The sequence below is a fragment of the Streptomyces sp. NPDC054883 genome, from assembly GCF_053610645.1.
Map to the genome: position 1 here is coordinate 15,546 of NZ_JBSGYT010000061.1, position 22,436 is coordinate 37,981.

Consider the following 22,436-nt stretch of genomic DNA (forward strand, 5'->3'; position numbering starts at 1 on the left):
AGGGCCCTGGTCGTAAAAGCCCTCAACCAGCGCTACCGGCCCGGATCCCGCGACCGCGCCTGGACCAAGATCCGACGCCGGGGCACCATCGAAGCGATCATCGGCGCCATCACCGACACCCTGGCACACTCCCAGCTCCTCATCCTCGGCTGCCACGACCCCACCGGCCGCACGGTACCGCTGCGCCCCGACGCGGCCCGCGAACTCGCCGAGCACCTCACCCCGGCCGCCATCGGCCATCCCTGGACCCGGTGCGAGGTTCTCCTCGTCTTGGGGCACCCGCGACGTCCTCGACACCACCCTGGTCCAGCCCGATCTCGTCGCGGAGATCAGCGCCGACATTGCCATCGATCGGGGCGGCGTCTACCGGCATCCGATTCGGGACGTCCGCCCACGCCTGGACGCGGCTGTCGATGACGTGCCCCGATTCGGTGGAAGTGTCGGCCGCAACCGCGGGGTGACCACAACGGCCAGCGGACGCGGCAGTTGCAGCCGACCGACGAGTCCGGCCCCGGTGGCCCGCGAGCACATCCTTTCGGGCTGCCGTCCCATCATGCATTCTCGACCCGATCCGAGACCAGTTTCTCGCCTTGCTGCCCGTACGGGAGGAGCGCCATCCGTGGGGCTGCCACAATCCGCGCATCAGTGACCAAGTGGTCTTCGACCGCTTGGTGCAGGTCCTGGTTTTCGGCTGCGGATACGAGCGGTTGGCCGATCACCTGTGCTCTGCCACCACGCTGCGTCGCCGCCGAGATGAATGGATCGCCGCCGGCGTGATGGAGACCTTGCATCTGCTCGTGCTCTCCTGCTAAGACCGCACGATCGACCTCGAACTCGAGCAGCTCTCCGCCGACGGCTGCATCGCCAAGGCTTGGTCCGGCGGCGAGTGCGCCGGCAGGCGCCCGTCGACCGGCCGAACTCGGCTCCAATCGCTTGCAGTTGACGGACGGGTACGGCATACCGCTGGTCACCGACCCCGCGCCGGCCAACACCCGCGATCACACCCTGCTGCCCGCCACCCTCAACTGCTTCACCGACCTCGAAGCATCCCTGGGGCCGCTGCCCCAGCACCCGCGACTGCGCCCGGACGCTGGATACGACTACAGCATGGTCTACCTCGACCTGAAGGCCAGAGGAATCACAGGCCAGATCGCCAAGTGCGGCGCGAAGACCTCGATCCAGACCGGCGGACGGTGGGTGGTGGAGCGCACGAATTCCTGGATGAACAGCTTCGGCAAGCTCCGCCGCTGGGCCGAGCGACGAAGAGCCCCCGTCGAGTTCTTCATCGCCCTGGCCAGCACAATCATCACCGTCCGCTGCCTGATCCGACGTGCCTGGCCTCTCTACCGCTGGGACACCCGCCCACGAAGCTCCCGCGTCCGATGACCCACTGGCGGCCACTCTTAGACGTCCAGTCAATATTGGCAGCACGAGGAGCCAAGCCGGTTACGGGAAGAGGGTGTTGCCCATCCGGCCTGAGCGGGGAGAGACTGGTTGCGAGCCGAGAGTAGGTGCGCCCGTGGCAGCAACCGAACCGGAGCACGTCGCCTGGTTGTCCGAGAGGCAGCTGGCCCGAGCCTGGCCGACCATCCGGGCGACGTGCCTGGACGCCACCGCGAATGCCAACGGAGTCCGCAAAAACCTCTATGTATCGCAATCCACTTGGGGCGAGAGCAAGTGGCGCACGTACCACCCCGCGGACGTCGACCGGGTGGCCGGGGCGATCGCCGACGGCACCGCGGAGCTCCAGCCGCACTGGCGGAACGACACCCCCGAGGCCAAGCTGCTCGATCAGCGCCTTCGCAGGAAGAACCTGCCCGGTGCCATCGGGTGCGCCCTGCTCGTCGCCGTCCCGTTGGCGATCATCGTCATTCTCCTGATCATCTCCTGGAACGGCTCCGGATCGTCTTCGCCCTCCTACTGGCACTGACCCACAAGAGTCCGCTCAGTCGAAATCCGCTTCGCCGCCCTCCGCGAACAGCTTCGAGTGCGCCTGGGCGAGCAGCAGATATCGCCGTTGGCCTTGATGCCCAGGCGCTCCCGCCTCCGTCAGCTCGCGCCTGACCTCGGCCGGGACGCCCGCCACCAGCGAACCGGGCGGGGTCTGCATGCCCTGCGGCACCACCGCGCCGGCCGCTTCAGCGAACCAGCGCACACCCGCGCGCCGTTGAGCCCAGGGCGCCCACCCCGACCAGCACGCCGTCCTCTTTTTGCGCACCACGCTCTGTGACCGGCCACCAGCTACGTGCATCACCGGTCTCACCGGACAAGTTCGGACAAGCGTGCATCCGCTGCCCGATGCTGAGCATCACCCGAAGATGCAGCCCCGCCCGGACGAACTGGAGGAGGATCTCCTCGCCCGCCGTGAACGCGCCGTCGCCGAGGACTGGCGAGGTGAGGTTGTTACTTGATCGGCTACTCCAGGTGGGTGAGGTGAGGGAGGGGCGGGCCTGGTGGTGCGCCGGAGCGCGCTGCCCTTGGGTGTCGCTCGTCGGGCGGGTGGGTGTACGCGGCGGTGAATGTCAGGGCCACGCCGGGCAGATGTGCATGGGGTGTGCAGGCAAGTGTGACGTGAATGTCCGTATCCGGTAACCGCCCTCAGGGGGTGCTGCGCCTGGGCGGGGCCGGGGTCGAGAGTGTGGCCATCGGCTCACTCCGGGCCGGGAATCCGCACCGGTTGCCGTCACCTGCTTTGCAGGTCTGGCAGTGTTGTTGAGGGAGCGTCACCCATGTCATCTGCTTCTTCCTCGGTCCGTCGTATCGCCGTTGTCGTCCTGGCGTCCGGAGCGGGGGTGGGGGCTGCCGCGCTGCCGGCGGCCGCCCAGGACGGTCACCGTCAGCATCCGCGGGTGAAGATCAGCCGGGTCCAAGCCGATAGCCCCGGACGCGACGACCGCTCCAACCGGTCGTTGAGGCCGGGCGCCCCGTGGCCCAGACCGAGGCCGACCGCACCTCGTGGCAGTTCACCTACGACGAGCGCGGCAATCGCACCTCCCGCACCCGCCCGGTCGGGGACACGACCCGCTACACGTACGACGCCTCGGGCGGGATTTCGTCCGTCACCGACGGGCTCGGAGCCAGCACCCGGGTTCGCTGCGACCGCGCCGGGCTGCCGGTCCAGATCACGGACCCCTTCGGGGCGGTCACCCGCTGCGAACGGGACAAGCCGGGGCGGCCGGTGCGGATCACAGACGCGCTGGGCAAGACCACCGTGCTGGAGTGGACGACGGAGGGCCGGATCGCGCGGCGCACCGACCCCGATGGTTCCTCCCAGTCCTGGGCGTACGACGGCGAGGGCAATTGCATCCGCCACACCGACGCGCTCGGCGGGACCACAGCCGTCGAGTACGGCGACTTCGACGTCGTGAAAGCCCGTACCGGTCCGGACGGCGCCCGCCACACCTTCGTCCACGACGCCCGACTGTGCTTGATTGAGGTGGTCAACTCGCACGGATTCAGCCGGCGATACACGTACGACGCCGCCGGAATGCCGGAATGCCGGAGTCCGAGACCGACTTCGACGGCCGCACCGTGCGGTACGTCCACGATGCCGCCGGGCGATTGGTCACCCGGGTCAATGCGGCGGGCCAAGCAGTCCGCGTGCAGTACGACGCCCTCGACAATCGGATCCTGAAGGTTTAGCACCAGGTCACGGGGGTGTTCGGATCGACACCGGCTGTCGATTGCGAGTGAGGCAGACAGCGGTAAGGCGGTGATTCAGACTCACCGGTCAGGGTGAAATCCTCTGAGGCCATGCGCGTTCGGCCGGGTCGGGAGTCGCTGCCCCCTAGCGTGATTCGGGAATGATCCAGGCGGGCCGCCGTCGGGATCCGGACCCTACGGAGGTACCTGACCATGGCCGTCTCACTCCCTGAGCTCACCGGGGACTACGTCCTCGATCCGGCCCACACCCGGATCGGTTTCGTCGCCCGACACGCCATGGTCACCAAGGTGCGTGGCGCCTTCCACCAGTTCGAGGGCACCGCGCACCTGGACGGCGCCGACCCGGCCGGGTCCACCGGCCAGGTGGTGATCAAGACACAGAGCATCGACACCGGCGTCGAGCAGCGCGACCAGCACCTGCGCACCAACGATTTCCTGGACGCGCCGAACTTCCCCGACATCACCTTCCGCACCACCGCGGTCGAGCAGAAGTCCGACGCCGAATACCGGGTCACCGGCGACCTCACCATCAAGGACGCCACCAAGCCGGTCACCATCGACTTCGAGTACACCGGCAATGCCGTCGACCCCTACGGCAACCTGCGCGTCGGCCTGGAGGGCTCGGTGACCATCTCCCGCAAGGAGTTCGGCGTCACCTGGAACGCAGCCCTGGAAGGCGGCGGCGTCCTGGTCGGCGACAAGATCGTCCTCGAGTTCGACATCTCCGCGATCAAGCAGGGCTAGGGTCCGTCTCCAAATTGATCTTGCCCAGAGCTTTCGATGGGCGTCGCGGTGTCCGCCCTGCCACCGCGGCCCGGCCCACCCGGGCGATCCGCGCCACTTCCGCCAGGAACACTCGATCACTGTCCGGGGCAAGCGGGTCAAGGGCGGCGAGCGGGGAGCGGCGGCCCGCCGCCACGGTGCGCACCGCCCGTCAGACCACGGAGGGGCGGACCACCTCCAGGAGCGCGACGTCCTCGGTGGAGTAGCGGTCCACGGGAGGGCCGCCGTCGCCGACGGCTCCCATCGGGGTGAGACCGGCACGCCGGGCTGGAGCCCGGCGGTCGGTTCGGCACCCCGCTTCTCCAGCCGCAGCGCCTTGGTTGGGCGCTCACGAGGCTGGGTCTTCAAGGGCAGCCGATCGATGAGAGGGCCTCACCAGCCGCGGTCATTCACCCGGCCGCGTTCGACGGTCACCTCCGGGGGCCAGGCGCCATGCTCGATGAGGTGTGCCACGGCATGGCCGGCGACGTCGAAGGTGACGGTGTCCCGGTCGTCGTAGCTATCGACCTGTCCGGTGGACATCAGATAGCCGCCGGAGCAGCCTGCACCGCGTGGATCGACGAGATACTCATCGAAATCGCCTGACCGACCCGTCAAGGTGACCTTCGCGCGTTGGCCATTGGTGACCACGGCCAAGAGCTCGCCAGCGTCATTTTCAAACCACGTCTCCTGGCTCGCCCAGTCCCACCGGTGTCGAAGCAGCTGTCGAGCTTCTTCGCCGGAGTACGCGTGACCGGCGGAACCTTGCAGATGCCAGCGGTTGGTGTAAGGCACGGCGCTCCTGTTTTGATCTTGCTGCACGGCCAGCGTAGGGAATGGACAGTGAGGCCGATGGGAGGGGGCGGCCCAGGGCCGGTGCCCACCGTACGAAGAGTCCCGCGCCGATGGCGAGGGCGGCGCGGTGGTAGGAGGGGCACGGCGAACTTGGGCTCCCACGCTTCTCGCCTGGTCACAACTCGCCTGGACGGCCTTCGTCACGGCCAACCAGCAGAGCCGCCTCCTCGTCTGGATGTGGGTGATGCTGAATTCGTGGAGCAGGCCGTTGGCGAGCTGCGGCCGCAGCCCGTAGACCTTCGGAGGGCGGGTAGCGGTTCCCGTCGTCGGTCAGGAGGATGGGCGCTCCCGGGTGGTGCGTACGGCCGGGAGTGTCGATGGAGGGGGACTTATGGGGCCGGAGCTACTTACTCTCGGGGCCGCTGTCGTAGGGGGTCTGGTCACGCTGATGTCAGTTCTGCTGACGCAGCGGGGAGCGGAGCGGCTTCGAAGGGAAGACCGGGAACGCTTGGACAGGCACCGGCTGGAGGACCGGAAGCACGCTCACGACACCCAGATCCTAGAAGAGCGTCGGGCGTCCTACGCGAGGATCAATGCAGCTGCTCGCAGTGCCAGGGATGCGTTGGTGTCATGCGGCTTCGAACTCAGGGAGGCAGGGCGGGTCGCCCTCGGCGGAAGCTGCTTCCTCGGCTCCGGCCAAGCCGACGACAACGCCTTCTGCACCGTCAAGAACCCGACGCCGTACTTCCGCTGAAGAGCACGGTTCGACAACCCCTGGCGCGAGTCACGACGGATCGCCGCGTACAGATCGACCTTGGACTTCGGCAGCACCCGGGCCCCCTCATCGTGCAGAGCACAACCATGGTCCCGAAGCAAGCATCCAGGTGCTCTCAAATCTCGGTTCTGGCACAGATCTTGGGGAGTCGTCGCGGAGCGTTACCTCGATGTTCGATTGTGAGGAGACGGGTTCGTGTGAGACGGCGTACGCCTTGTCGTCCCACGGACAGAATTGACGCTCCCTCAGGTACCTGCCGATCGCTGCTGCGGTCGGTTGTGGACGGTGATGGTGCTGGTCATGCAGACCGATGCACCGTTCTGGGACTCTCTGGTGTTCGACGGGATCGACGATGTGGATGTCGAGGCGGTGACGGCCGCGTTCGGCACGGTCGAGGTGGTGGCGAGAGGCCGAGAGGCTGGCTATGGATGTCCGGACTGTGGCCGCTTCTCGGACCGGGTCCACGACCGATATCAGCGGAGGCTGAAGGACCTACCGCTTGCTGATCAGGGCTTTGTGATCCGACTGGCGGTCCGGCGCTTCATCTGCGGGTCGGGGGACTGCCCGCGCCGGACGTTCGCCGAGCCGTTCCCGCGGCTGGCCGCCCCGCACGCACGGTTCACCAGGCGGCTCAACCACGCCCTGGAGCAAGTGGGGCTCGCGCTGGCCGGGCGGGCCGGCGCCCGGCTGGCCGCCCAGCTCGGCTTCGGCGCGGGGCGGATGACCTTGTTACGCAGGGTCATGGCATTGCCCGATCCACTGTTCAGCACGCCGCGGGTGCTGGGCGTGGACGACTTCGCGATCCGCCGCGGCCAGACCTACTCCACCGTCTTGACCAGCGTCGAAGACCATCGCGTGGTCGATGTGCTCCCGACGCGTGAAGCCGGGCCGCTGGCCGCCTGGCTGATCCGCCACCCCGGCGTGGAGATCATCTGCCGGGACCGGGCGGGCGCCTACGCCGAGGGTGCCCTGCGCGGTGCCCCCGACGCTCTGCAGGTCGCCGACCGGTTCCATCTGTGGCAGGGCCTCGGCCGGGCCGTGGAGACCTGCGTCGCCGCCCATCGCGACTGCCTGCGCAATCCTTCGCCCAGCGGCATGTTGCCGGAGGCCACCCGACTGGCTTCCGGTCGGCCGCAGGGCGACTCGGCGCCCATCGGCCGGCGGGCCGAGCGGAAGAAGGCCGCACATGCCCTGGTCCACGAGCTCCTTGCCCAAGGTCACTCACGCCGGGCGATTGCCCGGCACCTGGGATGGGGCCTCAACACCGTGCTCAGATACGCGAACGCCGCACGCTGGCAGGACACCATCCGCGAGAACCGGCCCCGGCCCAGCAGACTGGACCCCTACAAGCCCTACTTGGAGCGGCGATTCGCCGCGGGATGCACCAGCGTCACCCGGCTGCACGGCGAGCTGGTTGCCGAGCACGCTCCTGTCACCTACGGCATGGTCCGCGCGCACATCGCCACTTTGCGCGCTACTCCGTCCGGGGCGCCGCCCCGGCCGCCGACGGTGCGGCAGGTGACCGGCTGGCTCACCCGGCACCCCACGGCCCTGACCGAGGAAGACCGGGCCGGCCTGAAGGAGGTACTGGGCCGCTGCCCCGAGCTGGACAAGGCCGCCGGACATGTCCGCGACTTTGGCGAGATACTCACCGACCGCCTCGGCTCCACACTCCCCACCTGGATCGACGCCCTCGACGCCAGCCAGCTACCCGGCCTCACCGGCTTCGCGCTCCATCTGCTCCGAGACCTCGACGCCGTGATAGCCGGGCTCACTCTCGACTGGAGCTCCGGCAGCATCGAAGGCGCGGTCAACCGCATCAAAAAGATCAAGAGGCAGCTCTACGGACGAGCCGGCTTCGAACTACTCCGCAAGATGATCCTGCTCCAGTAACCCTCTGCAAGTGCTCCCCCAAGATCTGTGCAAACCAAGAATCGACACTGCTGGGCATCTGGAGTGTCAGCGGCTGCTGCGAGGGTCACTCATGGCGTGGGCTGCCCATCAGGGACGCGGGGCCTTCTCGCCGTGCACGGCTGTGTATTCGGCTGCGAGCCAAGGGCCGAGGTCGTTGATGAGCATCCCGAGCACCGCCTGGTCGGGTGAGGGCGCACGTCCAATGGACGCGGCGACACGCATCTGCTCGACGCGCTCGGGGTAGTAGCGGCCGAAGAGCTCGGCGGACTGGTTGAGGTCGCTGGTCCAGCCGCCCCATCGGGGCATGATCAGGGTGAATCCTGTGCGGACGATGCGACGGCCGACGAGACGGCTGAGGGTCCGGCGATCGGCGTCCGTCGTGGCTTCGGCTCCTTTAGCACGCCAGTCTGGAAGCACGCGGGCGAGGTCGCCGTTGGTCTCCCGCGCGAGCAGGGCTGTGGGGTGGTAACGGGGCAGTTGTTCTGCGAGGTCAGGGCCCAGCAGCGGGGTGCAGAGGCAGGCGATGAAGAATCCGCCATCGTGACGTTCGAGGTCGCTGAGCAGAACCCGCGTGCTGGTTAGCAGGATCCCGACGCCATCGATCTGCGGGAATGCACGGTCGAGTACGGCCTCGATTGCTTTGGCGTCAGCGTGGTCGGCTTCGGTGGGCTCGTCGTGAAGGGCGAGCTGGAGGTCGAGGTCGGAGACTCCGGGGGTGGCGGTGCCCCGGGGGATGCTGCCGTAGAGGTAGGCGCTGTGCAGGCGCGTTCTGCCGAACGTCTCGGTGATGTGAGCGCGGGCGGCACCGACGACGGGGACGAACGCTGCCGGCACTCGGTCCAGTGCGCCTTCGCGTGCGATTGTTCCGTCGCGGTCCAGCCCTCGTTCATTCATGGGGTCACTGTGCCTTGTGCTGCTGCGTGTTGCCGAGCGGATTTCCGAGGCGGTGCGGCGTCCGCGAATAGCACCGCCCACGCATCCGCCAGCGGGCGGTGCGGCACCGGCCCGCCAGGATCGATGGACGCACCTTCGCCGTCCTCGTTCGTTCCCCCAACCCGCGGCGCGCTGCGGCGGCAGGACGTGCGCGGTCTCATGCCAGCCCGAGCCCCGCAACCGAATACCGCTGTTACCCTCTGAGACCGCTCCCCAAGATCTGTGCCAGAACCCGTAACTCGCTGACAAAGCCAGGTGAGGTACTCGTTGCGCTGGGGGCAGTGAACGGCTCCCTGCGAAAGATGTACGGCCTCGTACAAGGACTACGTAGAGGCTCCCTGGATTGGGAGGCCGCTATGCGAGAGCTGGAAAGCCGCACCGGCGAGTTGTGGGACCGGTTGACGGCGGCCAGGGATGAAATGCGGAAGGATCTCGGCGTCACCTGATGGGTGTCGCGGATCCTGGACCGGTTAGCGTCATGAGCGTTCACTGGCTTGTGCTGTTCTGCTTTGGGCTGGCATCCCCGTCGCCGACGGGACCTGGACGCGCTGCCCCTGCCCACGGCGAAGGCGATCGAGATCGTCGCGTTCGTGCCCACCGAGAGCATCGACCCGATCCGGATCGGCGCCTCCTACCTGCCTGGCCGCCGCCGAGGGTGTCGCGGCCAAGCCATACGAGCTGGTGCGGCAGGCGCTGGAGCGCAGCAGCAAGGTCGCGGTCGCCAAGTTCGCGATGCGTGACCGGGAGCCGCTGGGGCTGCTGCGGGCGCTGGACGATGCGATCGTTTTGCACGGGATACGGTGGCCGGACGAGATCAGGGACTCCCGGCAGGTCGAGGTGCCCGGACCTGGAGGTGTCCAATGAGGAGGTGGACGCCGCGGTCGCGCTCGCGGGCACCGTATCGGGCCGGGACATCAGCGACATGCACGACGAATACCGCCACGCGCTGGAGAAGCTGATCGAGGCCAAGGCCGGCGGCACCCGCCCGGAGCCCGTGGAAGCCCCCGCGCAGGCTTCGCCGGAGGTGGTGGACCTGATGGCGATGCTGGAGAAGTCCGTCAGCGAGGCCAAAGCCTCCCGCAGCGGCTGCGGTGATGCCACCGTCCACGACCTGCCCGCTGCGAAGAAGGCCACCAAGAGGACAGCAGCGCCGAAGAAAACCGCCGAGGAGACTCCGGCGAAGAAGAGCGCCGGCCGCAAACCCCGCAGCGCCTGAGACAGGGGGAACCTCCTGACTCGCAGTGGTCAGCCCGCTGATGGGGACCCCGAATTTTGGCTCTGACCGGAGTTCCGTGAAATCCCAGGTCAGGAGCCGTGTGAGGGAACGTTCCGGCAGGGCATTTCTCGCTGGTGGGGGTCTGCTCGCTGGACGATGTGCTGTTCCCAGATGTCGATGTGCGATTGGAGACTGCGGAGTTCACGGCTGAGGTGTTGATAGTGATGGCGGCCGCGTGCGGTCCACCGCCCAGGTGCCCGGGTGCCGTGCCCGGGCTCGGCGGGTGCATTCCTGCTATGAGCGGTGTCTTGCCGAGCGGCCGTTGTCTGGGAGGAAGTTGCTGGTCAGGCTGCGGGTCCGGCGGTTCTTCTGCGACCGGGCCGGCTGTCAGTGCCGGACGTTCGTCGAGCAGGTCAGCGGGGCCGAGCGAGCGGTATCGCCGCTCCAGTCTCGGTCTGAAGGCCTGGCTCCGCCAAGTCGCGGTCGAGCTCGGTGGGCCGGCCGGCGAACGGCTGTGCCGCAGTATGCACCTCGCTGCTGGACGCACGCGACTGCTGGAGCTGCTGGATCCTCCGGCGGTGCCGGAGCGAGCCCCGCGGGTTCTCGGTGTCGACGAGTTCGCCTTCCGCAAGGGCCGCACCTACGGAACCATCCTCGTCGACGTGGAGGCCAGCCAAGTAGTGGACGTCCTGCCCGACCGCACCTCCGAGACCTTCGCCGCCTGGCTGCGCGAGCATCCCGGCGCCGAAATCATCTGCCGCGACCGGGCCTCGGCCTACACTCACGCGATCAAAGAAGCGGCGCCCGACGCCGTGGAAGTCGCCGACCGCTGGCACCGGCTCCAAAACCTCGCCGCCGCCGTGGAGAAGACCTGCCACCAGCACCGCGCCTGCCTGCGCAAACGCGTCGACGAGGTGACCAGCCGCATCCCGGAGGCACCGCCGCTGATGCAGCTCCCACTCCACGAACTACCCCGGACGCCGATCATCGACCGGACCCGGCACCGCCACGCTGACGTTCAGAAGCTTGTCGCCGCGGGCTGGACCGTCAGCGCTATTGGCCGCCGTCTCCACCTCGACCGCAAGACCGTCCGGCGCTTCCGCGACACCGACCTCGACCAGCTCCTGGCCTCGACCAGCTCCTGGCCTCGGCCAACGAACGCCAGCCGGCCGGAGTCCTGGAACCGTTCAAGCCGTACCTGAACACCCGCTTCACCGAAAGTCTCGGCCAGGTCAGCGGCAGCCGCCTCTTCCTGGAGATCTACGAACGAGGCTACCGCGGCAGTCGCCAGGTCGTTCGCAAACACCTTGCCGCCCTCCGCGCCGGCAACGCCGAACCCATCCGCGCGGACATTCCCAGCCCTCGTAAGATCACCAGCTGGATCATGCGACCGCAAGACACCCTTCCACCCGAACTCGAACGCTGCCTGCTCGATGTGCTGATCGCTTGCCCGGACATCGCTCGGGCCTGCGACCTCGCCGCGCCTTCGCCGAGCTCCTCCGCCACCGACGTGGCTTCCTTCTGACCGAGTGGATCCGCCAGGCTGAACAAGACGCCCCGAAGCCGGTAAGCGGCTTTGCCGGTTTCCTCCGACAGGACCTCGACGCCGTTACTGCCGGACTCACTCTTCACTGGAGCTCAGGCGTCGTCGAAGGCCACGTCAACAGAGTCAAAACGCTCAAGAGGGCGATGTACGGACGGGCCTCCTTCGATCTTCTTCGGACCCGCATCCTCACCCGAACGCGACCCTGACGAAATCTCCAGTCAGAGCATCACGCTTGGGAGCTCAGAGCTCGGCAGGTCATCGTCAGGATTGACCGGGATGGTCGAGGTGTTCCGTGGGACCGGCGAAGGACAGAAACAAGGTCCGGGTTGCGAGCAGCCAGATTCCGTCCACCTTGCGGAACGTGTCTTCGTAATGCCCCACTTGAGTCGGGGGCCGGGGCGGCACCATGCCCTCGGAGTAGCCGTCGACTCGGTACGTGGCGAAGTATGTGGTGGCAGCGGCCGTGTCCGGAGAGGTCACGTTGACCAGGATGTTGGTGCACATCCGCCGCGACAGCCGGTCCGCGGGCCGACCGTCGAAGTAGACACGAAGCGCCTCGCGGCCCGATATGCGGCGATCCCCGGCGGGCCATTCCCACATCCCGTCTGGGGTGAATAGGTCCGCCACCGAGCTCGGGTCCCCGAGGTCGAGCTGGCGGACGAACTCGATGATCAGTCGCTCACATGCCCGCTCGGCAATCAAGCGCTCCATCGGGCCAAGGGTTTCAACATCCATGATCAACTCTTATCAGACCCGCGCATGGAAGCGAAGGCTTCCCCGAAGGGTACTCAGCACCTACGCCCGCGCCCCTCGTCCAGGTCTTCCACTCCTCGCGCAACGACGCCTTCACGGAACTTCGGTCAGAGCCCGAATTTTCCCCAGGGCTGCTCTTCGTTCCCCAGCCCGCTGCTTCGGCAACCGGGGTCGGGGCGGCCCGCCTCGGAGTGTGGGGCCGTGCCGAGCAGCGAAGGGCGCTTGCGGCGGCGTTTCGCTCATCCTGGACGGCTCGGGCCGCGTTTGGCGTGAGTGGCCAGTTGAAATCCTCCGTGGCCAGGCAGCGGTATCTGGCTGGCCACCGACGGTCACTCTGTGACGACAGTCATCTGGCAAGCTGGACGCGTCCGAAGCCAGTACGAGCGGGCCGCGATGGTCAGGGCGATGCCGTAGCCGGCGAAGGCGACCATTCCGATCCAGCCGACCAGCAGGGCGTCGCCCGACGAGTGGAAGTCGCCGCGCCGCATCGTCACTACGTCGGCCGTGGCTAGGGCCAAGTATCCGACCCCCAGAACACCGTACGGGGCGAGCGCGGAAGCACCGAGCAGAGCCGGGGCGAGCGGGAGCCAGCGCGGCACCCGTTGGCCGCGCAGGAACAGCGTCCAGCGGGGGAAGACCTGGCCCCACGGGCGGACCAGGCCCCACAGCAGGAAAACGCCGAGCGCGGCCAGCAGCGCGGTCGGATCCAGCCCCCAGGACTCCAGGGTGAGGAAGATCTTCGAGGCGCCGTTGCGCTCCGAGACCGCGAGCATCTCCTCGCCGGTGATCCCGGCGAACGTGCCGCCCGACGCCCAGACCAGCTTCATCGCCGTGTACGGGACGAAGGCCAGCGTGCCCGCCCAGGCAGCGAGTCGGACACACCGCGGTGCGGCGGATCGTGTTCGGACGGAGGTACCGGCGGTCGGTCGGTCGGACCGGGCCGTGGCCGCCAGCAGGACCGCCCCGATCGCGGCGAGGGCCTTGTTCGCAGCGGAGGCCCGACTGTCCACTCCCTGACCGAGCATCAGCGTGATCACATCCATCAGCAGGCTGAACGCGGTGATCCCTACCAGGGCGCAGACCACCCAGAGCAGCACCCGCAGCGCCGACCGCAGCCCGTACAGCACCACCGCTCCGCTGACCAATGCGGCCAGCGCACCCACCGCCACGACCGCCCAACCCAGCCCGGAGACCTCCGAGTCGGTGCCGTGATAGAGCAAAGAGGTCCCGCTCAGCGCGCACGCCAGGCCGAAGCCGGCATAGACCACGGCCCACAGCATCGTTGCCCTGGCCACCCAGCGTGGCCAGCGCTGCCACCAGGCGCTCCAGAGTGCCTTCATCGTCCGTTCATCACTGGTCATGTTCTGAACGTCGCATCGACCGTGGTGGCGCGGCGTCGGCCGCCGGGACGACCTCCCTCCCCCAGCCGGGTGAGCTCAGCGGTGCCGGGGGTGGGGAATCTCGGTGAGCAGGTCCGTCCCACCCCTGAGCGTCGAGTGGGGAGATTCACCGAGCCCGACCACCGCCGCAGGTCCTTCGAGCAGTCGCGGCGGCGGGCCGGCTGCGGGTTCCGGTGGGGGCGTGGCGGTGGGCTACCGGCTGCGGTCTGGTCCCGTCGGCGGACGCCGGTCCGGGGCTGTGGTCGCGGGCGGTGGTGGAGGCCGTGGACGCGGAGCAGGTGCGTGCCGCGCTGCGCGGTCCGATCGGTGCCGGGGTGGCGGCGGACCGGCTGACGGAGGCCCTTGGGGTGCCGCTCGCGATGCTCCGGCCAAGGGTCGGCCGTCGGCGGGGCGTTGAGGGCTGCGGCACCTGGATCTGGCGCCGCCGTCCTCTGCCGGAGGGACCCGGCTGTTGCCCGCCGCCCGGGCGGCCTGACGGCTCAGCCTCGCGATGCTGCGTGTTTGGCGAGTTCGAGGAGGGCTTCCAGGTCGTGTGCGGCTTCGGCGGCGCACAGGCCGCTCGCCAGTAGGAGTCCCGCGAGGACCAGGACGGTCAGGGTGTGACTGTGTGGGGGTGGGGCGAGGAGGGCGGCGACCCGTCGGGGTACGGGGCCGGGGCCGGCGGGTGCGAGGCGGCCGAGGATGCCGAGGGCGCCGGCCGGGATCCATGCCCGGCTTGTGGTGCGTTTCGCGGCCAGTGCGGCCTTGCCGACGGTGTGGGCGACGCGCCTTCGGTCGCCGGTGTGGGTGGCGGCGCTTTCGTCGGCCCACCGCTCGACGGTGTACGCGACGGTGGCTGCAACGGGCCGCAGCAGCGGGTTGGCGGCGGCGGCCAGATGGGCGGAGGCGACGAACAGGTAGTGGTGGTGCGCGAGGTGGGCGCGTTCGTGGGCGAGCAGGACCTCGTGTTCGGCGGGGTTCAAGGCGGTGAGCATGCCGGTGGAGATCACGATGCGACCCGGGCGGCCGGGCAGGGCGTAGGCATCGGCGGCGGGATCGTCCACGACGACGAGCTGGTCGTGGCCCGGCAGGCAGGCGGCCTCGGTGGCGGCGTGCATCAGGGCGCGGGCGCGGCGCCACGCCGTGCGGGCGGCCATCGAACCGGCGGCAGCCAGCAGGACACCCGCGAGCAGGGCCACGGACAGCGAGGCCGGGTCGTGCTGCTGGGCCGCCTGCGCCGACCAGTGCCCGTGGGCCAGGCGGGCGAGCAGGGGAAAGCGCAGTAGGCCGGTGGTGGTGAGCATCGCCAGGACCGCGGTGCTCGCGGCGGCCAGCACCAGGGCGCCGGCGCTCAGCATCCAGGTGGCCAGCCGCGGTGACAGGCGCTCGCCCAGCGGCCGGGCGGCCGGGGCTGCCAGGAGCGGGAAGAGGAGCGGCAGGTAGACGGCGTAGCGCATGGGGTGGCGCCTACTGTCCGGGGGCGAGCAGCTTGCGCAGCAGCTCTTCGTCGTCGTCGGAGAGGTCGTCGACGAACCGGCTGAGGACGGCTTCGCGGTCGCTGCGGGCGTCCAGGACCTGACGCATCTGTCGGGCGGCCAGGCCGGATTCGTCGGCGATGGGGAGGTAGGCGAAGGCGCGGCCCCGGGTGCTGCGGGTCAGCAGGTTTTTGGCGTAGAGACGGGACAGGGCTGTGACCACCGTGCTGTACGAGAGGCCGCCGCCGAGGCGGTCCTTGACGTCGCCGGGGGTCAGGGCCTGCGGTGAGGCGTGGTGCAGTTCCGCGAGGACCTCGGCCTCCAGTTCGCCCTTGGCCCGGCCCTTGGGTGCGGCGGCTTCGGGTGCGTCCACGGTGCGGTTCCTCCTGCGCTATCTTCTACGATCACGTAGAACTTCTACGATCTCGTAGAAGTTACTCGCATGCCCCGAGTGTGCCACGCCCGCGCACCGGCACGCAGCGAGCCGGCGCACCCAGAGCCCCCAGGAGGATGTGCGTGAGCACAGCAACAACGGCCAACGAGGCCCCGCGGACGGCCCACCGCACGGTGGCAGCCCGCGCTGCGGGCCTGACCAAGGCCTACGGCTCCGGGGAGACCCGCGTGGTGGCGTTGGATGCGGTCGACGTGTCCGTGACGCGCGGCGAGTACGTCGCGATCATGGGCCCGTCCGGGTCGGGCAAGTCGACGCTGATGCACTGCATGGCGGGCCTGGACACCGCCTCCGCGGGGCAGACCTGGATCGGCGAGAGCGAACTCACCGCCCTCAAGGACAAGCACCTGACCCGGCTGCGCCGGGACAAGATCGGCTTCATCTTCCAGGCGTTCAACCTGCTGCCCACACTCACGGCACTGGAGAACATCACCCTGCCGATGGACATCGCCGGTACCAAGGCGGACCAGGCGTGGCTGGACCAGGTGATCGACACGGTCGGCCTGCGCGAGCGCCTCGCCCACCGGCCCGGCGAGCTGTCCGGCGGCCAGCAGCAGCGGGTGGCCTGCGCACGCGCGCTGGCGAGCCGCCCCGAGATCGTCTTCGCCGACGAGCCCACCGGCAACCTCGACTCCCGGGCCGGCGCCGAGGTCCTCGCTTTCCTGCGCCAGTCCGTCACCGATCTGGGGCAGACGATCGTGATGGTCACCCACGACCCGGTCGCCGCCTCCTACGCGGACCGCGTCGTCTTCCTCGCCGACGGCCACGTCGTGGACGAGCTGGCCGAGCCGACGGCTGGCTCGGTACTCGACCGGATGCGCAAGTTCGACGGCGCCGGACGCAGGAGCTGACGAACCGTGATCAAGGCAAGTCTGCGCAACTTCCTCGCCCACAAGGGCCGCATGGCCCTGTCCACGCTCGCCGTGATGCTCGGCGTCGCGTTCATCTCCGGCACCCTGGTCTTCTCCGACACCATCAACGCCGCGTTCACCTCCATCTCCACCTCCACCGCCGCCGACGTCACGATCAAGCCGAAGCAGGCGTTCAACCCCGAGGTCGAGGACCGCGCACTGTCCGGGGAGACTCCCACCCTGCCCGCCGACGTGGTGGCGAAAATCGCCCGGGTACCGGGCGTGATAGCCGCGCACGGCCAGGTGAGCCTGCAAACCCTGACCGTGGTGGACAAGGACAACAGGCCCATCGGCGCCACCACCGGCGCCCCGACCATGGGCCAGAACTGGTACGACAACCCACAGGTCCGCATCAGCGACGGCCGTGCCCCGTCGAAGGCCGGGGAGCTGGTCCTCGACCAGGCCAGCGCCCGGCACAAAGGCGTGCACCTCGGTGACAGGCTGCACGTGCTCAGTCCGTCGGGGTCCACACCGGCCACCGTGGTCGGCATCGCCTCCTTCGCCACCGCCAACCCCGGTGTCACCATGGTGTACACCGACACCGCGACCGCGCAGGCGGTGATGCTCGGCAAGCCGGACCTCTTCACCACCGTCACAGTCGACACCGCGCCCGGCGCCACCCACACCACCGTCCAACAGCGGATCAAGGCCGTGCTCGGCGACAGCTACTCGGTTGCCACCAAGGAGGAGCAGGCCCAGTCCGCCACCCAGCAGATCACCGCCTTCCTAGGCGTGATCACCTATGCCCTGCTCGGCTTCGCCGGCATCGCCGTGCTGGTCGGGATCTTCATGATCCTCAACACCTTCGCCATGCTGGTCGCCCAACGCACCCGCGAACTCGGCCTCCTGCGGGCCCTCGGCGCGAGCCGCAGCCAGGTGACCCGCTCCGTCCTAACCGAGGCCCTGCTGCTCGGCGCGGCCGGCTCCACCCTCGGCCTGGGCGCCGGCATCGGCCTCGCCGCCGCACTGAAGTCCCTGATCGGCCAGTTCGGTGTGGACCTGTCCGGCACCGCCCTGGTCATCAACTGGGCCGCCCCGGCCGCCGCCTACGCCGTCGGCGTCCTCGTCACTCTCATCGCCGCGTACCTGCCCGCCCGCCGAGCCGCCCGCATCTCCCCGATGGCCGCCCTGCGCGAAGCCGCCGCGCCGCCCGCCACATCGCTGGCGATCCGCGCCGTGATCGGATCCGTCGTCCTGCTCGCCGGCACAGGAGCCCTCTACGGCGCCGCGACCCACCACGCCACCCTGGTCACCGGCGCCGGACTGCTCGGCGCGGGCATCGTCGCCACCCTCGTCGCCCTGGTCATCCTCGGACCGGCCCTCTCCCAGGTCGTCGTGCACACCCTCGGCGCGCCCTACCCGGCGCTCTTCGGCGCCGTCGGACGGATGAGCCGGCTCAACGCCGTACGCAACCCCCGCCGCACCGGAGCCACCGCCGGCGCCCTGATGATCAGCCTCTCCCTCGTCGGCGCGGTCGCGGTCCTGGCCGCCTCCCTGACCACCTCCGTCGACCGCGATGTCGACAACACCTTCGGCGCCGACTACATCGTCAGCGGCAACGGTCAGCAGCCCATCGGCCCCGAGATCACCGGCAAGGTCCGCGCCATCCCCGGCGTCCAGGCGGTCACCCGCCAGCGATACGCCGTCGCCCAGCTGAACGGCTTCCAGGTCATCGCCTCCGGCGTGGACACCGCCACCGTCGACCAGGCCGTCAAACCCCAATACGTCGCCGGCTCCACCGCCGACATCGCCGCCGGGAAGCTGATGGTCGACGAGACCACCGCCAACACCGACCACCTCGAGATCGGCTCCACGGTGGAGCTGCACTTCCTCAACGGCAACACCGCAACCCTCACCGTCGGGGCGATCACCAAACCCCCGGCCGGCGCGGGCAAGGACGCGGGCACCTTCCAGGTCTCCCTCGACACCCTGGGCCGCTACGCCCCCGAAGCCAAGGACTTCACCCTCTACCTCAACGCCACCCCCGGCGCCGCCAAGCAGCTCGGGCAGGCCCTCGACCGCGCCCTGACCGGCTACCCCCAGGTGAGCGTCCAGAGCCAGGCCGACTACAAGAAGCAGATCACCGGCCAGGTCGACTCCGTCCTCTACCTCATCTACGGCCTGCTCGCCCTCGCCATCGCCATCGCGATCCTCGGCGTCATCAACACCCTCGCCCTCTCGGTGGTCGAACGCACCCGCGAGATCGGCCTGCTCCGCGCCATCGGCACCTCCCGCCGCCAGATCGGCCGCCTCATCCGCCTGGAATCGGTGCTGATCGCCGGCCACGGCGCCCTGCTCGGCCTCGCCCTCGGCCTTGCCTGGGGCATTACCGGCCAGAAGGTCCTCACCCTCTACGGGATCACCACGCTGACGATCCCCTGGACCACCATCCTCGCCGTCCTCGCAGGCGCTGCCCTCGCCGGCCTGGCGGCGGCGATCCTGCCGGCCTTCAAGGCGGCGCGGACCAAGGTCCTGGTGGCCATCGCCGCCGGGTGACAGACCGCGTCCGTCGGCGGGTCCCCCCGGAACCCGCCGACGGACGCACCACCGGGCCCGTAGGCCGGGCTGGGAAGATGTCCGGCAACGAACCCGCCAGGAGGCACGCATGCCCGATTCGCCGACCGCCCCGCGGTGGCGGATGTGGCCGCTCTACGCGGCCGGGTTCACCACCGCCTTCGGCGCCCACGGCATCGCCGCCAACCTCGGCCACTTCACCTCCGACCAGGCCGAATCCCTACTCGTCCTCGGCGGCCTCCTCGCGCTGTACGACGGCGCCGAAGTCCTCCTCAAACCGGTCTTCGGCACCCTCGCCGACCGCATCGGGCCCCGCCCGGTCCTGCTCGGCGGCCTGATCGGATTCGCGCTGGCCTCAGCCGCGTTCGTCCTCGCCGACGACACCGGCCTGCTCTGGGCAGCCCGCCTCGGACAGGGCGCCGCCGCCTCCGCCTTCTCACCCGCAGCCTCCACGCTCGTCGCCCGCCTCAACCCCGCCGCCGGGCACGGACGGGCCTTCGGCTCCTACGGCTTCTACAAGAGCCTCGGCTACACCGCTGGCCCTCTCCTCGGCGGCCTCACCGTCTGGGCGGGCGGCCTGTCACTGCTCTTCGGCGTGATGACCGCCCTGGCGACAGCCGTAGCGATCTGGGCAGCCCTGGCAGTGCCCAGCGTTACGCCACTGCCCCGCGCCCGGCAGACCGTCCTCGACCTCGCCCGCCGGCTCAACCAGAGCAGCTTCCTGCGACCGACCACCGCCCTGGCATGCGCCACCGCAGCCCTCTCGGTCGGCGTGGGGTTCCTGCCCGTCTCCGGCACGGCGGCAGGGATGGGACCAGTCGCAACCGGCGCCGCCGTCTCAGTGCTCGCAGCCTGCGCCGCCGTCATCCAGCCAGGGACGGGCCGCGCCCTGGACGCCGGACGGATCACCACCCGAGCCGGAATCAGCGCCGGCCTGCTCATCACCGCCACTGGCCTGGCCAGCGCGACGCTCCCGGGCATCGCCCCCGTGCTGATCGCCGCCGCCCTGATCGGTATCGGGACCGGGATCATCACCCCGATCGGCTTCGCCGCCCTGGCCGCCTCCACCCCGCACGAGCGACTCGGGCAAACCATGGGAGCCGCCGAACTCGGCCGCGAACTCGGCGACGCCGCAGGCCCCCTGCTCGTCGGCGCCATCGCCACGATCGCCACCCTGACCCCCGGCTACGCCGCCCTCGCGCTGCTGCTGGCCGCCGCCGCCCTGATCCTGGCCCGCGCCGGCACGGCCGGCTCGCCACCGGGCGGCGAACCGGCCGGGTAAGCCGCAATGCGGCGTCCGGCGGCGGCCCCGTACCGCGCGCCGTAGCGTGGAACAAGGAGGGAGTCTGATGCACTCGATCACCGACTGGCTCGGCGGGCTGTCCGGGCCAGTGGTGTACGCGGTCGTCGGCGCTCTCGTCTTCGCCGAGGACGCCCTGTTCTTCGGGTTCGTGCTTCCCGGAGAGACCGCCGTCGTGCTCGGCGGCGTCCTCGCCAGTCAGGGCAAGGTGTCCGTGTGGTGGCTGGCGCTGGTCGTCGTGTTCGCCGCCATCGCGGGCGACAGCGTCGGCTACGAGATCGGCCGTCACTTCGGATCGCGGATCATGGACACCCGCCCGCTACGGCGCCACCAGGACCGCGTCGGCAAAGCCCAGGAGCTGATCCGCAACCGCGGGGCGGTGGCCGTCTTCCTCGGCCGGTTCCTCGCATTCTTCCGCGCGATGATGCCCACCCTCGCCGGCATCTCCCGCATGCCCTACCGCCGCTTCCTCCTCTTCAACGCCCTCGGGGGACTCACCTGGGGCATCGGGTTCACCGCCCTCGGCTACTTCGCCGGCACCGCCTACACCCGAGTCGAGAGCCTCATCGGACGCGCCATCGCCCTGCTACTCGCCGCACTGGTAGCCGTCGCCCTCATCGTGTGGCACATCCGCCGACGCCGCCGCGCCGACGCCCCCGCTTCAGCCGGAGACAACCACAATGCCCGCCAGGACAACGGCGGGGATCGCCACTGACCGTACCCCGCCACCGACTGCCGTCCCGCACGGGGCTCGGCACCGGGCATCAGTCCGCCCGCAGCCTGCTGTCGGCCATCGGGCCCGGGGCCAGGGCCTGTGTCTTCAGGGCGGCGAGCGAGCTCGCCGCCACCGGCATGTCGCTGAACGCCATCGGCCGTCGATTGCAGTTGGATCGCAAGACGGTCAGGCTCTACCGGAACAAAGACCTGGCTGGGCTTCTCGCCTCGGCGCAGGATCGAGGGCACGGCGTCCGCGACCCGTTCATCAAGCTGGTGCAGCACCGCTTCCATGCGGACTGCACCAGCTCGATGCAGCTCTATCGCAAGTTGCTCGCCCTCGGCTACACCGACGGTTACCACGTAGGGAACCGCTACGTGGTGACCATCCGGAAAGGCATCGCGGTCCCTGCTCGATCGGTGACACCCCACCCGCGCGACATCACCTCATGGATCATGCGCCCCCAGGAGACACTCAACGCCTCTCGACGTTGCCCAGCTCGACGCTGTGCGGAGTGCCTGCCCGGAGCTCGCCCTGGCCTGTGACCTCGCGCGGGAGTTCACCGAGTTGCACGGTCACGCAGTGTGCACGCGTCACCGCCCGCGTACATCAACCCAGGTACGGTCCGCCCCTCACCGTATTGGGCACACCCTCGCCGAAAACCGGGCTGCCAGGGGGGACTTGGTAAGGAAGGACGGTGCACGGGGGCCGAGCGGGGCACCGCGGCGGGCCTCAGGCCCGCCAGGCCCCTTCCACCGCTTCGCTGAGTCTCGAGCCCTTCGGCCAGGGAGTCAGCAATTCCAGCCGGCCGACCAGGTGCTCCACCCAGTCGGGGTCACCGAGCCGCTGCGCCTCGTCGGCGGCGACCACCTGCGACAACATTTCCTGCAACAGCACTGTGTCGAAGAGACGGTAGGCACGCGCATGCCGGACAAAGGTCAGCTCGCGGTTCTCGTAGGGGTGGCGGAGCGTCATGTCGATATGGCCGCCGCCGCGGCCGCTGAAGGGGCCCCGGAGGTTCCCGAGCATGCCCAGCAGCGAGTACTGCCCGTGATTCGGGTGGCCGCGCCCGATGACCACCCCGACCCCGAGCATGATCCTCGACCAGGGGATCGACTCTCCGTCCCCGCCGCGCCCGTGCCGGTACAGCCCCTCCGCGCGGAACTCGATCCAGGATCCACCGGGTCGGCTGCGGTCGCCAATTGCCCAGGTGCCGTCGACACGTTCCAGTGGTCCCAGGGCCGTGCGCGTATCCGCCATGGGTTCATTTGAGCACATGCTCCCCTGCTGACCCACCGACGGACGGACCGCCGGCCGACGGCCGGCCGTGCTGG

Annotated in this window: 23 protein-coding genes and 1 pseudogene; 16 read left to right on the forward strand and 8 right to left on the reverse strand. The window is 69.4% G+C overall.

All coding sequences use genetic code 11. The annotated features are described in order from the left end of the window. Positions 1-557 precede the first annotated feature (557 nt). Both ACWGH1_RS31455 and ACWGH1_RS31460 read left to right on the forward strand, forming a co-directional pair. Positions 558-1,386: pseudogene (locus tag ACWGH1_RS31455) on the forward strand (transposase). A 133-nt stretch (positions 1,387-1,519) separates the two neighbouring features. Beyond that, positions 1,520-1,930: a hypothetical protein gene (locus ACWGH1_RS31460; protein WP_453352060.1), complete on the forward strand. Its 411-nt coding sequence runs from the start codon at positions 1,520-1,522 to the stop codon at positions 1,928-1,930. A 15-nt stretch (positions 1,931-1,945) separates the two neighbouring features. Here the strand turns inward: ACWGH1_RS31460 and ACWGH1_RS31465 are convergent, their stop codons facing one another. Beyond that, positions 1,946-2,155 (reverse strand): hypothetical protein, encoded by a 210-nt coding sequence (locus ACWGH1_RS31465; protein ID WP_453352061.1) that lies wholly within the window; start codon positions 2,153-2,155, stop codon positions 1,946-1,948. A 771-nt stretch (positions 2,156-2,926) separates the two neighbouring features. Here ACWGH1_RS31465 and ACWGH1_RS31470 point away from each other — a divergent pair. Continuing rightward, positions 2,927-3,634, forward strand: coding sequence for a hypothetical protein (locus ACWGH1_RS31470; RefSeq protein WP_453352062.1), 708 nt, complete (start codon positions 2,927-2,929; stop codon positions 3,632-3,634). A gap of 221 nt (positions 3,635-3,855) precedes the next feature. Then, complete coding sequence (locus ACWGH1_RS31475) at positions 3,856-4,407, forward strand: YceI family protein (protein WP_453352063.1); 552 nt, start codon at positions 3,856-3,858, stop codon at positions 4,405-4,407. A 411-nt stretch (positions 4,408-4,818) separates the two neighbouring features. Here ACWGH1_RS31475 and ACWGH1_RS31480 read toward each other — a convergent pair whose 3' ends face one another. After that, a complete protein-coding gene (locus ACWGH1_RS31480) occupies positions 4,819-5,220 on the reverse strand; it encodes a hypothetical protein (RefSeq protein WP_453352064.1) in 402 nt (133 codons plus the stop codon). Positions 5,221-5,845: 625 nt separating this feature from the next. Here ACWGH1_RS31480 and ACWGH1_RS31485 point away from each other — a divergent pair. Together ACWGH1_RS31485 and ACWGH1_RS31490 are read left to right on the forward strand one after the other, a co-directional pair. Next, entirely contained in the window at positions 5,846-5,974 is a 129-nt protein-coding gene (locus tag ACWGH1_RS31485) for a hypothetical protein (protein ID WP_453352065.1), read from the forward strand. Positions 5,975-6,295: 321 nt separating this feature from the next. Further along, positions 6,296-7,888 (forward strand): ISL3 family transposase, encoded by a 1,593-nt coding sequence (locus ACWGH1_RS31490; RefSeq protein WP_453352066.1) that lies wholly within the window; start codon positions 6,296-6,298, stop codon positions 7,886-7,888. 108 nt (positions 7,889-7,996) lie between these two features. On the opposite strand, the gene ACWGH1_RS31495 is transcribed toward ACWGH1_RS31490, so the two are convergent. Further along, positions 7,997-8,803 carry a nucleotidyltransferase gene (locus tag ACWGH1_RS31495; RefSeq protein WP_453352067.1) on the reverse strand — a complete coding sequence of 269 codons (807 nt, stop codon included), beginning with the start codon at positions 8,801-8,803 and terminating at the stop codon, positions 7,997-7,999. 678 nt (positions 8,804-9,481) lie between these two features. Here ACWGH1_RS31495 and ACWGH1_RS31500 point away from each other — a divergent pair. The 5 genes from ACWGH1_RS31500 to ACWGH1_RS31520 all read left to right on the forward strand — a co-directional run bounded on the left by ACWGH1_RS31500 (position 9,482) and on the right by ACWGH1_RS31520 (position 11,810). Continuing rightward, positions 9,482-9,706 (forward strand): Ku protein, encoded by a 225-nt coding sequence (locus tag ACWGH1_RS31500; RefSeq protein ID WP_453352073.1) that lies wholly within the window; start codon positions 9,482-9,484, stop codon positions 9,704-9,706. After that, complete coding sequence (locus ACWGH1_RS31505) at positions 9,696-10,058, forward strand: hypothetical protein (RefSeq protein ID WP_453352068.1); 363 nt, start codon at positions 9,696-9,698, stop codon at positions 10,056-10,058. Before ACWGH1_RS31500 ends, ACWGH1_RS31505 begins: the two co-directional genes overlap by 11 nt. A 578-nt stretch (positions 10,059-10,636) precedes the next feature. After that, on the forward strand, positions 10,637-11,260 hold the full coding sequence (locus ACWGH1_RS31510; RefSeq protein WP_453352069.1) for a transposase: 624 nt from the start codon (positions 10,637-10,639) through the stop codon (positions 11,258-11,260). Between the two features lie 182 nt (positions 11,261-11,442). Next, on the forward strand, positions 11,443-11,583 hold the full coding sequence (locus tag ACWGH1_RS31515) for a hypothetical protein (protein ID WP_453352075.1): 141 nt from the start codon (positions 11,443-11,445) through the stop codon (positions 11,581-11,583). An 8-nt stretch (positions 11,584-11,591) separates the two neighbouring features. After that, positions 11,592-11,810: a transposase gene (locus tag ACWGH1_RS31520; protein ID WP_453352074.1), complete on the forward strand. Its 219-nt coding sequence runs from the start codon at positions 11,592-11,594 to the stop codon at positions 11,808-11,810. 55 nt (positions 11,811-11,865) lie between these two features. Here the strand turns inward: ACWGH1_RS31520 and ACWGH1_RS31525 are convergent, their stop codons facing one another. The 4 genes from ACWGH1_RS31525 to ACWGH1_RS31540 form a co-directional block, all read right to left on the reverse strand. After that, a complete protein-coding gene (locus ACWGH1_RS31525) occupies positions 11,866-12,339 on the reverse strand; it encodes a nuclear transport factor 2 family protein (RefSeq protein ID WP_453352070.1) in 474 nt (157 codons plus the stop codon). Positions 12,340-12,686: 347 nt separating this feature from the next. Then, on the reverse strand, positions 12,687-13,718 hold the full coding sequence (locus tag ACWGH1_RS31530; protein ID WP_453352071.1) for a hypothetical protein: 1,032 nt from the start codon (positions 13,716-13,718) through the stop codon (positions 12,687-12,689). A gap of 518 nt (positions 13,719-14,236) precedes the next feature. After that, positions 14,237-15,193 (reverse strand): M56 family metallopeptidase, encoded by a 957-nt coding sequence (locus ACWGH1_RS31535; RefSeq protein WP_453409219.1) that lies wholly within the window; start codon positions 15,191-15,193, stop codon positions 14,237-14,239. 10 nt (positions 15,194-15,203) lie between these two features. Next, positions 15,204-15,584, reverse strand: a complete 381-nt coding sequence (locus ACWGH1_RS31540; RefSeq protein WP_453356128.1) for a BlaI/MecI/CopY family transcriptional regulator — start codon at positions 15,582-15,584, stop codon at positions 15,204-15,206. 194 nt (positions 15,585-15,778) lie between these two features. Between ACWGH1_RS31540 and ACWGH1_RS31545 the strand changes: the two genes are divergently transcribed. From ACWGH1_RS31545 to ACWGH1_RS31565, 5 genes are all read left to right on the forward strand, one after another. Then, entirely contained in the window at positions 15,779-16,513 is a 735-nt protein-coding gene (locus ACWGH1_RS31545) for an ABC transporter ATP-binding protein (protein ID WP_453356130.1), read from the forward strand. A gap of 6 nt (positions 16,514-16,519) precedes the next feature. Continuing rightward, positions 16,520-19,069: an ABC transporter permease gene (locus tag ACWGH1_RS31550; RefSeq protein ID WP_453356127.1), complete on the forward strand. Its 2,550-nt coding sequence runs from the start codon at positions 16,520-16,522 to the stop codon at positions 19,067-19,069. A gap of 109 nt (positions 19,070-19,178) precedes the next feature. After that, positions 19,179-20,369, forward strand: coding sequence for an MFS transporter (locus tag ACWGH1_RS31555; protein ID WP_453355746.1), 1,191 nt, complete (start codon positions 19,179-19,181; stop codon positions 20,367-20,369). A gap of 67 nt (positions 20,370-20,436) precedes the next feature. Continuing rightward, on the forward strand, positions 20,437-21,102 hold the full coding sequence (locus ACWGH1_RS31560) for a DedA family protein (protein ID WP_453355747.1): 666 nt from the start codon (positions 20,437-20,439) through the stop codon (positions 21,100-21,102). A gap of 137 nt (positions 21,103-21,239) precedes the next feature. Next, positions 21,240-21,647 carry a hypothetical protein gene (locus ACWGH1_RS31565; RefSeq protein ID WP_453355748.1) on the forward strand — a complete coding sequence of 136 codons (408 nt, stop codon included), beginning with the start codon at positions 21,240-21,242 and terminating at the stop codon, positions 21,645-21,647. Positions 21,648-21,834: 187 nt separating this feature from the next. On the opposite strand, the gene ACWGH1_RS31570 is transcribed toward ACWGH1_RS31565, so the two are convergent. Further along, the gene (locus ACWGH1_RS31570) at positions 21,835-22,362 is read right to left on the reverse strand and encodes a hypothetical protein (protein WP_453355749.1); all 528 of its coding nucleotides are present in this window, start codon (positions 22,360-22,362) and stop codon (positions 21,835-21,837) included. Positions 22,363-22,436: the final 74 nt, after the last annotated feature.